Here is a 15,225-nt window from a genome sequence, read left to right as displayed (position 1 = left end):
ATCTGACATTTTTTCAACTGAACATACCCATGATAAGGCATTTATTTAAATTGATCTGGAACAAAAAAGGCGCCCACTCGCTGCTGATCATTGAGATCTGGGCATCCTTTCTGGTGCTTTTCGGCGTGTTGGCTATGATTATTTTTAACCTGAAAAATTACCTGAGGCCCCTCGGGTTCCAATACGAAAACGTATGGAACATCGAACTCTCTGCCAATCAGGATACGGTGGCAGTGGGCGAAAAACTTGAAAGGGTGTTGAAGCGGGTGCGGTCCTACCAGGAAGTACAGCTGGCTTCCCAGTCCAGCGGTAATACCCCGTTTTCGGCTAATCAGATCGGTAATTCGGTGAGCTACAAGAATATTTCAACAGGGGGCGACTTTTACTATACCGATGATCAGTTTGCCAGAACGATTGCCATGCCGCTTACTTTGGGCAGATGGTTCAGCCACACGGACAGGGCGTCCAAGTACCAGCCTGTTGTCATCAATAAAGCATTGCAGGAAAAGCTTTTCGAGAATGAAAATCCATTGGGTAAACTGGTGAAAGTAAGCGACAATGCCACGGTACAGGTAGTAGGCGTCGTGGACATCTATAAATCGAGGGGTGAATTTATGTCGGACATTCCGGCGGTATTCCAGATGGTGGGCGAGAAAGATCCTTGGAATTCCAATATTCTTGTGCGCACCCGGCCGGGTACGGATGCAAACTTCGAAGCCCGAATGGTACGTGAAATTGCGGCCATGGTACCCGGCTGGGGTATTGAAGTAGGTTACCTGAAAGAGTCGAAAGCCAACCGGGTAAAGTTTACAGTGATCCCGGTGGTGATTTTTCTGGTGATCTGCGGCTTTTTGCTGGTGAATGTTGCCCTCGGGTTATTCGGTATCCTCAACCTGAACATCGCGCGCAGGAAAAGTGAAATCGGTCTGAGAAGGGCGATGGGGGCGACAGAAGGAAAAGTTACAGGTCAGTTCCTGGGTGAAATATGGGTTTTGGCTACATTTAGCCTGCTTTTGGGACTGATTTTCGCCATACAATTTCCAATCATGAACGTTTTTGATTTGAACAGTGACATTTACATCATGGCAATCGGGGCAGCAATCGTGGTGATTTACCTGATTGTTACGCTATGCGCCTGGTTTCCCAGCCGGCAAGCGTCCCGCATTCATCCAGCCACAGCCCTGCACGAAGAATAGAATTTAACAATTAACACCGAACAACCCGGTTGTCTATGCTCCTTCTTATCGACGACGATCCTGCCATCCGAACTTCTCTGACGCTGCTCCTGAAAAAAGAGGGCTATGCAACAAAAGGAGCCGGCTCGCCGCGTGAAGCGATGGAATTGCTGAAACTTGAAACGCCCGAATTGATCCTGCTGGACCTGAACTTTTCGATCGAAACATCGGGCGATGAGGGAATGCAGCTGCTGGGCAGGATTAGGAAAGCCGCGCCTGCCGTGCCTGTGATCCTGATTACGGGCTGGGGTACCATTGACCTGGCGGTACGCGGCATGAAGGAAGGGGCTGTCGATTTCATTACAAAGCCCTGGCAAAACGATTACCTGGTGCAGTCTGTACGTACCATCCTGAACCTTGCCGCACCCGCACCCGCTTCTGCCGGCCGCCGAAAGCTCGACCAGCAGTACCACTTTGAAAACATTGTAGGGCAGGATCCGAGGCTACTTGATATTTTACAAACCATTGGCAGAGTAGCACCCACCGATGCGCCCGTCCTGATCACAGGGGAGAGTGGTACCGGCAAAGAGCTGATCGCCGAAGCCATCCACCTCAACAGCAAGCGCAGGCAGTGCGCTTTTATCAAGGTGAATTTAGGAGGAATCTCGTCCACCTTATTTGAAAGCGAATTGTTCGGGCATGTGAGAGGTGCATTTACGGATGCCAAGACTGACCGTGCCGGCCGTTTTGAAATGGCGCATAAGGGTACCATTTTCCTGGACGAAATCGGAGAGCTCGACCTGGCCAGTCAGGTGAAGCTGCTGCGGGTTCTGCAGGAGCGTACGTTTGAGCCGCTGGGCAGCAGCAAAAGCCGGACCGTGGACGTCAGGGTCATTTGTGCTACCAACCGGAACCTCGAAGATATGGTGGCTCAGGGCACTTTCCGGGAAGACCTGTACTATCGTATTAACCTGATTACCGTTAAACTGCCTGCACTCCGCGAACGCCCGGAGGACATTCCGGTACTGTCTGAATTTTTTGTAAATAACCTGAAAACCATCTATCAGCGCCCCGGCCTGCAGCTTACCGGCGCCGCATTAAAGTGGCTCCGGACTTTGCCGCTGCAGGGGAACATCCGTCAGCTAAAAAACCTTGTCGAGCGTACCGTGCTGCTTTCGGGAAAGGATTTGCTGGACATTGCTGATTTTCAAAGCAACCTGCACGGCGGCCCGCAGGCATCTGTCCGGTCGCACTTTCCTGAGGTAGGAACGCTCACGCTGGAAGAAATGGAGTTTCAGATGATCAATAAAGCCATGCAGTTTCATCAAAATAAAGTAAGTAAGGTAGCCCGGTCGCTGGGAATTACGCGGTTTGCGCTTTATCGCAGGCTCGAAAAGTATGGTATCTCTTACGACGCTGAGGAAATATGAGCCTATCAACCCGCCTGAAGTACATCATCTACATCGTCACACTGCATGTAGTCCTGGTGTTTCTGGTTTATAAAATCCTTTTTCAGAACAAGGCCCTTTTTATTGGTTCCGAGGTGTTTTTGCTCTTGTCTGCCGTTGTTTCCATTCAGCTATACCGCAATTTTATGCAGCCCATTGAGTTCGTAAGGTCGGGGATCGAGGCGATCAAGGACCAGGATTTTTCAATCAAATTTGTGCCCACCGGAAAAGGGGAGGTAGATACCCTCATCGAGGTGTATAACCTCATGATCGACCAGCTGCGCGAGGAGCGTACACGCCTGCACGAGCAGCATTTCTTCCTCGAAAAGCTGATCGAAGCTTCTCCGATCTCCATTATAGTCCTCGATTTCGACGGACAAATTCAGTCCATGAACGAGAAAGCGCGGGTTCAGTTCGGGAAGGAACATTTGCTCGGTAAAAAGCTGGAAGATACGGGACATACCCTGCTGGCAGAGCTCGTTCATTTGCCCGATGGTGAATCGAGGGTGTTGAAAACCAATGGAATATCCACCTTTAAAGTACAGCGGTCGCACTTTATGGACCGCGGCTTTGCGCGCTCGTTTTTGCTTGTCGAGGAACTGACGAGCGAGCTTCTTGAGTCTGAAAAAAATGCATACGGAAAGGTGATTCGCATGATGGCACACGAAGTCAACAATACGCTGGGCGCTACCGACTCTATCTTGCAAACCGCACAGAGCTACTCCGGCACCGACGATTTTGACGACATCAGGGACGCACTGCAGGTAGCATCCGAGCGCAACCGGGAGCTGACACGTTTCATGCGCAACTTTGCTGACGTGGTCCGATTGCCGCTGCCTGTGAAAGCACCGGTAGAGGTGAATGGCTTCGTTTCGGATATGGGCCGGTTTATGGAGCCTATGTCAGCCCGCAAAGGCGTAAGTATCCAGTGCATGCTTGCCTCCGGCCGGGTAGTGGCCGCTATGGACAAGGGACAAATGGAACACGTGCTGGTAAATGTGATCAAAAATGCCGTGGAAGCCTGTGCGCCCGGCAATGAAGTGCAGATCCGGGTTTCGGAAGATGCCCTCGTGATCCGCAACAATGGCCGGCCCATTGATCCGAGTGCCGCCTCACAGCTTTTCAACCCGTTTTTTTCTACCAAACGCGATGGGCAGGGGATCGGTCTTACACTCACCCGGGAGATCCTCTTGCATCATGGTTTTGATTTTACATTGCAAACTGAGGCGGATGGCTGGACGGTCTTTTACATTGGTATTAAAACAAAGGTTGCCTAAACCTTCCTGATCCGTATTGAAAATGCTTCTGCCGGATTTTTGACGAGCAAACGGGTAATATCGCTGTCAGAAAACTTCTCTGCACGGAGGAGTGGAACAAGCTTGTCGGCGATGAACGTGTAGCCCCGGAATGTGCCGCCCTCCGGCTCTCCCGGCTTATACCATCCTGCATCATGCGAAAGCAGTACCTGCCCAAGCATGTTTTTTTCTTTCAAAAAAGCAATGCGGCGGACATCCTCTCTGATAGTCTGCTCACTGATGCCGTCCAGGCTGATCCAGCATCCCCTTTTTCCTGTTTTTAGAAAATCGTCGTCGGTACCGCTCGCATGTACCCAAACGAATGCGCTGGCAGCAACTCCGTTTTTCTCAAGAATCTCAATTTGTTCTCCGGCAGGCAGCGCCGGGCCGGTATGCGAGCAAATCGTTAAGCCAGTTTTCAAATGGGTCATCGCTGCCGCCGTAATCAGTTTTCGATGTATTTCCGACAGTCTGCCAGGATTTACACCCGTCTTGATAAAACCGGGTTTGATGGTGGTGTTGTCAATGCCATATTCGAATTCCCTGATCCAGCGCGCCGCAAGCTGGCCGGAACTTTCGGTAAAGGCGTGCCGGGGAAGATACTTATTATCGGAGGCGCCATAGTAGCCTGTGTTGGTCACAAGCTGTATGCCCGATTGTTCCGAAAGCTTTTGCAGCAGGCGCACGTCGCGACCCAGGTAGGCGGGCGTACATTCAAAGAGTGTGTTATAGCCACGATGCCTCAGTTCGGTCAGGTAAGGGAGCACTTTCCTGACAACTTCGTCTATATTCCAGCGGTCAGGATTGATTTTGTCGGCACCGGCAAAGTCAACCAGTACATGCTCGTGAATCAGTGTGGTCCCCAGCTGGCTGGCCGCAACCGGACCTTTTACCGTCTGGATCATACGCGGCGGATGCGGGATCAGGCAGGAAATTGTTGCCGCAGCAGCAGATTTAAGAAATTGTCTCCTCCCCGGATTGCTAGGGGTAAGATCACCTGCAAGCACCTCCATGCGATGGAATTTAATTCACGATAAAAGGCTGCGGACTGAAAGAAATGACGAAAATGATCAATGCGAAAATCCCCAGTATGATGCGCAGGGGATCCAGGGGCCGGTTGTCCTCCGTCTCGGGATGGCGGATTCCGAGGAAACGTCCGAGGATAAAGACAAAGGCCAGAAATCCTGGTGCTCCGTCGATCTGCGGGCGCACATAACACACGACAAACTGTGCAACCACGATGATCAGGGCTATCATCATGTTGGTAGGCTTGGCATCGGTGACTTTGTGAAGGCAAAGTGTGAGAAACCAGATGTAAATGGCAAGGTACAGGAGGCGTTTTCCGAACATCAGGTCGTCGGTCGTAGCAAAATACTCTGGTCTGAAAAGCCCCAGACCCGCATAAAACGCGAATATGCAGAAGAGCACCGGCGCTATCAGGTTAAACTTCTTTCTGCCGATCAGTCCGTACAAAATATGACCGCCATCTAGCTGGCCGATGGGAATGAGGTTCAAAGACGTAAAGAAAAGGGAAAGATACCCCGCAAAGATCCAGGGATAATGCACCAGCTCATTTGCGTGCGGCAGCCGCGCCGGATCGGCTATATAGGTTTTGAAAAACCAGAACAGAATATTGTCTCCCAGGGCAAGCGCACCTCCTGTATTTTCATAAACAAACTGCGGATAGCTCAGCCCGTACCGTGCGTATTCGGGATGAATTTTAAAAATATACTCTGCCGGGGGCAAATGTGTAAACCCGTACCAGAGTACGCCCAGTGCAGCAATAAAGCCTGCAAGCGGACCTGCAATACCGATATCAAAGAATTTAAGCCGCGACCGGACCACCGAGGTAATGCGGATAAATGCGCCCATTGTCCCAATGCTTTCTGCCAGACCAAACCAAAGGGGTATGTAGTAGGGGAGTGTGACACGTACCTGGTGAGCCCGGGCTACAAAATAATGACCGAACTCATGAATCGTCAGCACCGCCAGCAAGGGAATGGAAAACTGGAACCCATCGGTAAAGGCGCTCCAACCCAGAGGTTTGTCTGCAAAAAACTTGTTCCCATACATCCACTCGGCCCCGGCGAGTGTTGTGGTAATAATGGTCACCACAAAGAGCAGCGCCTGAATCAGGTAGGTCCGCGAATTAGGCTGCATAGTCTTTCAGGTATTCCAGGATGGTCAACGGTTTTTGTACATGGATTGTATCGATCCCCAGGGTAGCCGCACCTGCAATATTATCCGCATTGTCGTCCAGGAAAAGCGTTTCTTCGGCTATCAGACCTGCTTCATCCAGCACCTGCTGGTAAATCTGCGGATCTGGCTTCATCAGACCCATTTCGTAGGAGAGATATACTTTTTCAAAAAGGTCTTCCAGTCTTTCAATGCCCGTGGAAGCTTTCAGGATTTTGTTGACCTGCGTAATATGGATCGAGCTGGTGTTGCTGAGCAGGAACAGGCGGTAGCTTTTGCTCAGATTACGGATGAGCGAAACACGCTCAGGCGGGAGGTCGAGCAGGAGGCTGTTCCAGGCAGTATCTACGGCATCGTCGGAAAGGTCCGACAGGTGAATGATCTCGCGGATGTAATTCCGGAAGGAAGCCTCGTCGAGCAAGCCTGTTTCAAACTGCCTGAAAATTTCTTTTTCTTTAAAAATGGCAAGTACCTCCTGCTGCTCCTTACCGCTGAGCTTTGCGAATGATTGGGAAGCCAGGGGTACATCAATGTTCAGAATGACGTCACCCAGGTCAAAAATGATGTTTTTGATTTTATCGTTCTTCATCCGGCAAAGCTTGGTAAGAAAGTAGACAGTACGTTACGCTTCAATCACAACACCCATCGCGCAGAACTTCTCGATCCGCTCGTCGATTCGCTGCTGCGGCTCGATGGCTGTGAGCTCGGACACATTTTCCAGGATAATCCTTTTCAGCTCGGCTGCCATCCACTGGTGATCGAGGTGTGCACCGCCCAGAGGCTCCGAAATAATGCCGTCGATCAGCTGGTTGCGCTTCATGTCGCGGGCTGTGATCTTCATGGCTTCTGCCGCCTGCTCCTTGTAATCCCAGCTTCGCCAGAGAATTGCCGAGCAGTTTTCAGGAGAAATCACCGAATACCACGTATTTTCCAGCATCAGCACGCGATCACCGATGGCAATGCCCAGCGCACCTCCCGAAGCTCCTTCACCGATCACAATGCAGATCACGGGTACTTTCAGCATGAACATTTCTTTCAGGTTCCGCGCGATGGCCTCACCCTGTCCGCGCTCCTCAGCCTCCATACCCGGGAAAGCGCCCGGGGTGTCGATGAGGGTAACGATCGGTTTGTTAAACTTTTCAGCCAGCTTCATCAGACGCAGGGCTTTGCGGTACCCCTCAGGATTTGGCATCCCGAAGTTGCGGTGCTGACGCTGCTTGGTATTGCGTCCCTTTTGCTGCCCGATGAGCATCACCGACTGTCCACCAAGATTAGCCAGACCGCCGATAATAGCCGGATCATCCCTGACCTGCCGGTCTCCATGCAGCTCAATGAACTCGTCACAGATCAGCTCGATGTAATCCATTGTATAAGGCCGGTCGGGGTGGCGGGAAAGCTGCACACGCTGCCAGCGGGTAAGGTTCTCAAAGATTTCCTTCCGCAGATCCGTGATATTGCCTTCCAGCAAAGCAATGGCACCAGAAAAATCAACATTGTTTTCCTGCGCCAGGGCTTTCATTTCTTCGAGCTTACTTTCCAGCTCGGCCATAGGTTTTTCAAAATCGAGATATGTCCTCATGTTCAGTTCCGTGTTGATGGGGATTACAGTTCGTAGGTGCGGCCCCTCAATGGTATTTCCACCGTATTATAACCAAATTGTTGAATCTTGCTCTGGAACTCAGCCATGCTCTGTTGCTCTCCATGTACCAGAAAAAGCCCTTTCAGCTTTTCAGGATCCTGCGTTTTTACGAACCTGATCAGATCGTTCTGATCTCCATGGCCGCTAAATACGTCAATTTTTTCAATATTAGCCAAGACGGGCAATTGCTTTCCACGGATCGAGATCGTCTCCTGTCCATGCAGCAGCCGCCATCCCAATGTACCTTCCGAGGCATAGCCGATCATCAGGATCGTGGCGTAAGGATTACCGATGTTTGCCTCAACATGCTGCTCCACGCGCCCTCCCTGAACCATGCCGGAGGAGGAGATGATAATGCAGGGCTCATTGTAGTTGGACACCGAGCGGCTTGCATCCTGACTTTCCAGGTAAATCAGGTTTTCAAAATCAAAAAGCAGGTCATTATCCTCCTGGAAATCACGTGCCTCCTTGTTCAGCATACGTACAAAACGCTGGTAAACCTTGGTGCTGCTATGCGCCAGCGGACTGTCTGAAAACACCTTGATGTACGGGAAAGCATGTTTCAGGTACATTTTATTCAAAGTGAAAAGCAGCGCCTGCGTACGGCCCACACTGAAAGATGGAATAATCAGCCGGCCCGGTATGTCCACGCAGGTACGTTTGATCACGTCAGCCAGTGCGTCCATCGGGGCTACCGTATTCTCATGCAGGCGGTTTCCATAAGTCGATTCGCAGATCAGGTAGTCCACCTGCGGAATCGGCTGCGGGTCGGTAAGTAGCGGGTAATTAGCGCGCCCGATATCCCCCGAGAAGCCGATTTTTTTCTTCTCCCCGTTTTCAAATACCTCCACCACAATATGCGCAGCGCCCAGTAAATGGCCTGCCGGGTAGAAGATCACCGACATATTATCGGCAATACGGTACCGCTGCCCGAAAGTCACCGGAACAAAGTTCTCCATGGCTTCCTTTACGTTCTTTTCGACGTAGTAGTCCATGGGTACTTCCCGTTTCTTCTTTCCGCCCTTCTTTTTGCCGGAGCCGGTGCGCGCATTCAGGCGCTTCTGGTGAAGATTGGCCGCATCCTGCAATAGCAGCGATGTCAGCGCCATGGTAGGTTCTGTACAAACAACCCTTCCCTCAAAACCTTCTTTATACAGGTTCGGGATGTTTCCCGAGTGGTCGATGTGGGCATGTGTTAAAAGTACCGTGTTGATGAGGCTGGGGTCAAATGGAAAAACGCTTTTCTGTTCTTCATACCTCGTCTTCTTGCCGATCTCGTCCAGATCAAAGTCTGAACCGCAATCGATCAGCACACGGTAGTCGTCCGATTCGAGCAGGAACATGCTGCCTGTCACCTGCTGGGCGGCTCCCCAGAATGTCAATTTCATACTTCAAAAAAGGGGTGAAAATGCATATTACTATTTTTCTCTCAACGGGAAAAATCAATATCACTATGTGGTCTTTTAGATACCAATATCGGACAAAAGTATCAAAAAACAGGTTGACATTGCCTATAACTTCTTAGATTCGGTTCGAAATGATTTTTTAAAGGTTTGTAATTTCTGCTAAACTTTTTATGAAACTACCGGCGGTATTTGCGCTTCTGCTACTGTGCTCCTCATGCCCTGCCCAGGTAGTGGACAGCTTAGCGCTCAGCAACTTAAAAGACGCTGTTGCCGAGCTGGGCAACAGCGAGCTGTTAAGAAGCGGTACCCTTGCACTGAGTGTAAAATCGGTCAGGGAAAATCAGCCGGTAGCTGCGTTTAATTCCGAAAAGTCGCTTCCCTCAGCCTCTACCCTCAAACTGGTCTCTACCGCCACCGTGCTCTCCGTATTCGGAGGCGACTACCGCTTCCAGACTTTCCTGGAAAGTGACGGGCAGGTCAAAGGGGATAGTTTATTGGGTAACCTGTACATCCGCGGCACCGGCGATCCTTCCCTGGGAAGTGACCGCTTCAAAGGCTACCTGAGTACCAGTGCATTGCTGGACCGGTGGGTGGCGGCCGTCAAAAAAGCCGGTGTGCGGGTAATTACCGGCAGGGTCATTCCCGATGCATCTTACTTCGATGGTCTTACGGTCGCCAGTACGTGGATCTGGGGTGATATCGGCAACTATTATGGCGCAGGGGTAGAAGGGCTGAACATCAATGAAAACCTGTACCGGGCCAGGTTCAGGCCGGGAGCTGAGCCGGGCGATCCTGCTGCTTTTCTCGGTATTGAGCCCGACATTCCCTACCTGCAACTGACCAGCCAGGTAACCACCGGCGAGCGCGGGTCGGGGGATAAAACGATTTTTTACGGCAACCCGCTGAGCAATTCGGTCATATTTACCGGTACGATTCCGGCTGGTGTTCCGCTATTTACGGTCAAGGGATCCCTGCCCGGAGCCGCATTATATGCCGGATATGCATTGCAGCAAAAATTAACCACATCGGGCATTACTGTTCTTGAAACGCCAAAGTCGGGCAGCGTGCCCGCTGGTACACGCCGCAGCCTCGACGAATATCAGTCGCCCCCATTGCGGGAACTGTGCCAGCAGACCAACTTCTGGAGTATTAATCTTTATGCGGATGCATTTCTCAAAATGGCCGGCAAGCGACTTGGCGGCAGCTCCGACTACGACCATGCAGCGCAGGCGGTGACCGCATTCTGGCTCGGCCGCAATGCGGATGTCAGGGGATTTTACATCAAGGACGGAAGTGGTCTTTCTCCCTCAGGTTCTGTGACCACCAGCAGCCTGACCGACATCCTTAATGCGGCTTCCAGAGAAAAGAGCTTTGATGATTTTTATAAAAGCATTGGGATCCTGGGAGTTAATGGTACTGTCAGGAATCTGGGGAAAGGTTCGAGGGCAGCCGGCAATATGCGCGTGAAAAGTGGTTCCATCGAAGGTACCCGTGCGTATGCGGGTTACGTAACATCACGCTCCGGGGCGCTTCTGAGCTTTTCTGTCATCGCCCACAAGTACCTGCCCGGAAGCAACCGGCTCATCACGGACGAGCTTGTGCGCATGATGAAGCTGATAGGGGAGTTATAAAAAAAGCCGGTGCATGAGCACCGGCTTGCAGGTAATGATTGCCTTTTTCAGGCAACTACTTTCTCAATAACAAAGTTATGATTGGTATAAATACAAAGGTCTGCCGCTACCGTAAGTCCTTCACGCACCATTTCTTCTGCCGATAAATGCGGGGCATGTTTTTTCAATGCCTGTGCCGCCGACTGGGCGTAATTTCCACCCGAGCCAATTGCCGCAATGCCGTTTTCCGGTTCGAGCACGTCGCCGGTTCCGGAGATCACCAGCAGTTCGTCTTTGCTTGCGGTAATCATCATGGCTTCCAGTTTGCGTAAGTAGCGGTCGGTGCGCCAGTCTTTGGCGAGCTCAATGGCCGCCCGTTTCATGTTGCCGCCGTATGCATTCAGTTTTTCTTCAAATCTTTCGATCAGGGTAAATGCATCCGCCGTGGAGCCTGCGAAGCCAGCCAGGATTTTACCTCCCATCAATGCACGTACTTTCTTTACATTTCCTTTCGCAACCGTATTTCCCATCGTAGCCTGACCGTCGGCTCCCAGCGAGACAGTTCCGTTATGCAGTACGCCCAGTACGGTAGTTGCGTGTATTTTTTCAATAGCCATAAATATCCGATTGGTTTTTGGGTGTGTTTAAAACAAAAGTGCCAGGCTCTCGACCTGACACTTTGTTCACTTTTATCTTAAGTAATCACTGATGTTGTCATTAAACCAGCATGCTCATCGGCTCTTCCAGCAGTTTTTTCACAGTGAGCAGGAACTGGGCAGCCGTAGCGCCGTCTACCACACGGTGGTCCGCCGAAAGGGTTACTTTCATGATGTTCACCGGGTAAACCGTGCCATCTTCTTTGAAAGCAGCCACCTTTTTGATGCCGCCGACAGCGAGGATACAGGAATCAGGCGGGTTAATGATGGCAGTAAATTCATCTACACCAAACATGCCCAGGTTAGACACCGAGAAGGTATTTCCTTCCCAATCCTTCGGCTGCAGTTTTTTGTCTTTGGCTTTGCCGGCCAGGTCTTTTACTTCGCCGGAAATGGCTGAAAGCGTTTTCTTGTCTGCGTCGCGGATTACCGGAACCAGCAAACCTTCGTCTACTGCCACGGCTACACCTACGTTCACATAATTATATTTGCGGATCTTGTCGCCCAGCCACGCAGAGTTTACAGCAGGGTGCTGCTTCAATGCAACTGCACAGGCTTTGATCACCATATCATTGAAAGAGATCTTCGCAGAGCTCACTTCGTTCAGCTGCGGGCGCAACGCCATCGCTTTGTCCATGTTAATTTCCATGGTTACAAAGAAATGCGGCGCGGTGAACAAGCTTTCGCTCAGGCGACGCGCAATGGTCTTGCGCATCTGGCTGATCGGCGTATCCGTAAAGTCGCCCGTGGCTGGTACGCTTGGTGCGGGTGCAGGAGCAGCAGCTTCGGACTTCTGAGCCGCAGGTGCAGGTGCTTCCGCAGCCGGGGCAGCAGCAGCTTTTGCAGCCGGCTTAAACTCGTCTACATCGCGTTTAACAATGCGGCCATTATCGCCGGAACCTGCTACCTGGTTAAGGTTGATACCTTTTTCATCGGCCAGGCGTTTGGCGAGGGGCGACGCTTTGATGCGGTCGCCGGAGTCTGCTACCGAAGTTGCTTTATCTGCATTGTCAGCACTTGCCTCTTTGTTTTCAGATGGCTGAGGAGCAGCTGCTGACTCCGCAGGTGCTTCACCGTTTTCACGGGCGAGTAATGCTTCCACATTTGCACCTTCTTCTCCGATGACAGCGATAATACCATCAACAGGTACAGCTTCGCCTTCTTTGATACCCGTATAAAGCAGGGTACCATCTTCATATGCTTCGAGCTCCATCGTAGCCTTGTCTGTTTCGACTTCGGCCAGGATATCACCTGATTTTACCTGGTCACCCACTTTTTTCTGCCACGAGACGAGCGTACCTTCCTCCATGGTATCGCTCATTTTCGGCATGCGAACAACCGTGGCGTTGATTTTCTCTGTTGAAGCTGCGGGTTTTGCTGCCGCTACTGCCGGGGCAGGGGCCGGATTTTTGGCTTCCTGCTCGGGCGTTACCGTTTCCACGGGAGGAGCTGCCTCAGTGGATGCAGCCTTGGACTCTTCTTTCGGAGCTGCACCGTTGCCGGCACCGCCGCCAAGGAGCGCATTATAGTCTTCACCCTCTTCTCCAACCACTGCCATCACCCCATCTACCGGAACAGAGTCACCATTTTTTACGCCGATATATAGCAGTGTACCGTCATAGTAAGATTCCATTTCCATCGTAGCCTTGTCAGTTTCAACGTCAGCCAGGATATCTCCGGATTTGATTTTGTCACCTACTTTTTTGTGCCACTCCGCGATCACCCCTTCTTCCATGGTGTCGCTCATTTTCGGCATACGAATTACTTCCGCCATATCGCTTGTTCAGGTATTTTAGTTCTTGGGTCTAAAACTAGATTTCAGTCAAAATTACAATAAAAGGCCAATTGTGCACCCGGTTTTGAGATAAATCTGAAACCTGTCAGCCGATTAATTGATCTTCAAAACAGCCATAAATGCTTCCTGCGGAATCTCTACGCTGCCCACCTGGCGCATTCTTTTCTTACCTTTTTTCTGTTTTTCAAGGAGTTTGCGCTTCCGGGAGATGTCACCACCGTAGCACTTCGCGAGAACGTCCTTCCGCATGGCTTTCACCGTTTCGCGGGCGATGATCTTTTGTCCGATCGCAGCCTGGATCGCGATCTCGAACATTTGTCTCGGGATCAGCTCACGCAGTTTTTCGCAGAGTTTTTTACCCCACTCATACGACTTCGAACGGTGAACAATGGCGGATAATGCATCCACAGCCTCCCCATTGAGCATTACATCCAGCTTTACCATATCCGACTCCTGGTAGCCCGCCAGATCGTAATCCAGTGAAGCATAGCCTCTTGAAATTGTTTTCAGCTTATCAAAGAAATCAAAAACAACTTCTGCCAGCGGTATCAGGAATTGCAGCTCCACGCGGTCGGCCGTCAGGTACACCTGATTTTTCAAAATCCCGCGCTTGTCCATACAAAGGTTCAGGATAGGACCGATGTACTCTGCCTTGGAAATGATCTGGGCATTAATGTAAGGCTCCTCAATGATTTTGATCAAGTTCGGTTCCGGCATTTCGGAAGGCGCACTGATATTGAGAAGCTTGTCTTTTGTATTGATCACCCTGAACTGTACCGAGGGAACGGTGGTGATCACTGTCATGTCAAATTCACGTTCGAGGCGCTCCTGCACAATTTCCATGTGTAGCATACCCAGGAACCCGCAACGGAAACCAAAGCCCAATGCAGCCGATGTTTCAGGTTCCCATACAAGCGCCGCATCGTTCAACTGCAGCTTTTCCATCGCCTCGCGCAATTCCTCAAACTCGCTGGTATCCACCGGATAAATCCCCGCAAATACCATAGGCTTTACCTCCGAAAAACCGACGATGGCATCCTTGGCAGGGCGGTCTGTGTGCGTGACTGTATCTCCGACCTTTACCTCTTTGGCCACTTTAATACCTGAAATCAGGTAGCCTACGTCCCCGCATTCAACAATTTGCTTCGGTATCTGCTGCAAACCCAATGTACCGATTTCGTCGGCAATGTATTCCTTTCCGGTGGCCATAAACTTGACCTTATCACCTTTTCTGATGCTGCCGTTTTTAACCCGGAAAATTACTTCAATACCCCGGTACGAGTTGAAAACCGAGTCAAAGATCAGCGCCTGCAAAGGTCCGTCGGGCTCGCCGGCTGGCGCGGGAATGCGTTCTACAATTGCATTGAGAATGTCTTCTATACCAATACCTTCTTTACCGCTGGCAGGGATAATATCCTCCCGTTTGCAGTCCAGCAAGTCCACCATTTCATCTTTAATCTCCTCCGGCATGGCGCCCGGCAGGTCAATTTTGTTCAGAACCGGAATGATCACCAGATCATGGTTGATCGCCAGGTAAAGGTTTGAGATTGTTTGCGCCTCAGTTCCCTGTGATGCGTCTACCAGCAGCAATGCACCTTCGCAGGCTGCAATCGAGCGCGACACCTCGTATGAAAAGTCGACGTGGCCCGGCGTATCAATCAGGTTGAGAATGTATTCTTCGCCTTTATATAGGTAAGACATCTGGATTGCGTGGCTCTTGATCGTAATACCGCGCTCACGTTCCAAATCCATATTATCCAAAAGCTGCGCCTGCATTTCGCGCTGGGTCACTGTTTTGGTAAATTCCAGCAGACGGTCGGCCAGCGTACTTTTGCCGTGGTCAATGTGGGCAATAATGCAAAAATTGCGGATGTTCTTCATGTAGGAAGCTACTGTTCAAATGCTCTGGGTGTTTTTGTACAAAGCACCTGCAAAATTACGGAGGTAATTAATATTTCAACCAGGTTTTCTCGCCGAAGTTGGAAATGCGGGCTAGCAGACCCCT

12 protein-coding genes are annotated in these 15,225 nt (G+C 50.9%); 4 read left to right on the top strand and 8 right to left on the bottom strand.

Translation table 11 applies throughout. From position 1 onward, the window contains the following. Nucleotides 1-29: 29 nt before the first annotated feature. The 3 genes from HWI92_RS10170 to HWI92_RS10160 are packed head-to-tail and all read left to right on the top strand — an operon-like array spanning nucleotide 30 to nucleotide 3,900. Nucleotides 30-1,196 (top strand): ABC transporter permease, encoded by a 1,167-nt coding sequence (locus HWI92_RS10170; RefSeq protein WP_204663358.1) that lies wholly within the window; start codon nucleotides 30-32, stop codon nucleotides 1,194-1,196. A gap of 35 nt (nucleotides 1,197-1,231) precedes the next feature. Further along, entirely contained in the window at nucleotides 1,232-2,605 is a 1,374-nt protein-coding gene (locus HWI92_RS10165) for a sigma-54-dependent transcriptional regulator (protein WP_204663356.1), read from the top strand. Then, a complete protein-coding gene (locus HWI92_RS10160; protein WP_204663354.1) occupies nucleotides 2,602-3,900 on the top strand; it encodes a sensor histidine kinase in 1,299 nt (432 codons plus the stop codon). Before HWI92_RS10165 ends, HWI92_RS10160 begins: the two co-directional genes overlap by 4 nt. On the opposite strand, the gene HWI92_RS10155 is transcribed toward HWI92_RS10160, so the two are convergent. The 5 genes from HWI92_RS10155 to HWI92_RS10135 are packed head-to-tail and all read right to left on the bottom strand — an operon-like array spanning nucleotide 3,897 to nucleotide 9,141. Next, nucleotides 3,897-4,931, bottom strand: a complete 1,035-nt coding sequence (locus HWI92_RS10155; RefSeq protein ID WP_204663352.1) for a phosphotriesterase family protein — start codon at nucleotides 4,929-4,931, stop codon at nucleotides 3,897-3,899. The two genes, HWI92_RS10160 and HWI92_RS10155, sit on opposite strands and share 4 nt — an antisense overlap. Nucleotides 4,932-4,941: 10 nt before the next feature. Beyond that, the gene (locus HWI92_RS10150; RefSeq protein WP_204663350.1) at nucleotides 4,942-6,078 is read right to left on the bottom strand and encodes a site-2 protease family protein; all 1,137 of its coding nucleotides are present in this window, start codon (nucleotides 6,076-6,078) and stop codon (nucleotides 4,942-4,944) included. Continuing rightward, entirely contained in the window at nucleotides 6,068-6,703 is a 636-nt protein-coding gene (locus HWI92_RS10145) for an HAD family hydrolase (protein ID WP_204663348.1), read from the bottom strand. Before HWI92_RS10145 ends, HWI92_RS10150 begins: the two co-directional genes overlap by 11 nt. Before the next feature lie 33 nt (nucleotides 6,704-6,736). After that, nucleotides 6,737-7,693, bottom strand: a complete 957-nt coding sequence (locus HWI92_RS10140) for an acetyl-CoA carboxylase carboxyltransferase subunit alpha (protein ID WP_204663346.1) — start codon at nucleotides 7,691-7,693, stop codon at nucleotides 6,737-6,739. Between the two features lie 23 nt (nucleotides 7,694-7,716). Next, nucleotides 7,717-9,141, bottom strand: coding sequence for an MBL fold metallo-hydrolase RNA specificity domain-containing protein (locus tag HWI92_RS10135; RefSeq protein WP_204663344.1), 1,425 nt, complete (start codon nucleotides 9,139-9,141; stop codon nucleotides 7,717-7,719). Nucleotides 9,142-9,329: 188 nt separating this feature from the next. Here HWI92_RS10135 and dacB point away from each other — a divergent pair, with 188 nt between their 5' ends. Further along, nucleotides 9,330-10,790: a D-alanyl-D-alanine carboxypeptidase/D-alanyl-D-alanine endopeptidase gene (gene dacB / locus HWI92_RS10130; protein WP_204663342.1), complete on the top strand. Its 1,461-nt coding sequence runs from the start codon at nucleotides 9,330-9,332 to the stop codon at nucleotides 10,788-10,790. Nucleotides 10,791-10,837: 47 nt separating this feature from the next. Here the strand turns inward: dacB and hslV are convergent, their stop codons facing one another. From hslV to lepA, 3 genes are all read right to left on the bottom strand, one after another. Then, nucleotides 10,838-11,386: an ATP-dependent protease subunit HslV gene (gene hslV, locus HWI92_RS10125; RefSeq protein WP_310589529.1), complete on the bottom strand. Its 549-nt coding sequence runs from the start codon at nucleotides 11,384-11,386 to the stop codon at nucleotides 10,838-10,840. Nucleotides 11,387-11,486: 100 nt separating this feature from the next. Continuing rightward, on the bottom strand, nucleotides 11,487-13,199 hold the full coding sequence (locus HWI92_RS10120; RefSeq protein WP_204663340.1) for a pyruvate dehydrogenase complex dihydrolipoamide acetyltransferase: 1,713 nt from the start codon (nucleotides 13,197-13,199) through the stop codon (nucleotides 11,487-11,489). A 114-nt stretch (nucleotides 13,200-13,313) separates the two neighbouring features. Further along, nucleotides 13,314-15,101 carry a translation elongation factor 4 gene (gene lepA / locus HWI92_RS10115; RefSeq protein ID WP_204663338.1) on the bottom strand — a complete coding sequence of 596 codons (1,788 nt, stop codon included), beginning with the start codon at nucleotides 15,099-15,101 and terminating at the stop codon, nucleotides 13,314-13,316. Nucleotides 15,102-15,225 lie beyond the last annotated feature (124 nt).

The organism is Dyadobacter sandarakinus, assembly GCF_016894445.1.
In the GTDB taxonomy this organism is placed as follows: Bacteria; Bacteroidota; Bacteroidia; order Cytophagales; family Spirosomataceae; genus Dyadobacter; species Dyadobacter sandarakinus.
The sequence above is the reverse complement of the archived record's forward strand: the minus strand, read 5'-3'. Positions and strand labels throughout refer to the sequence as shown.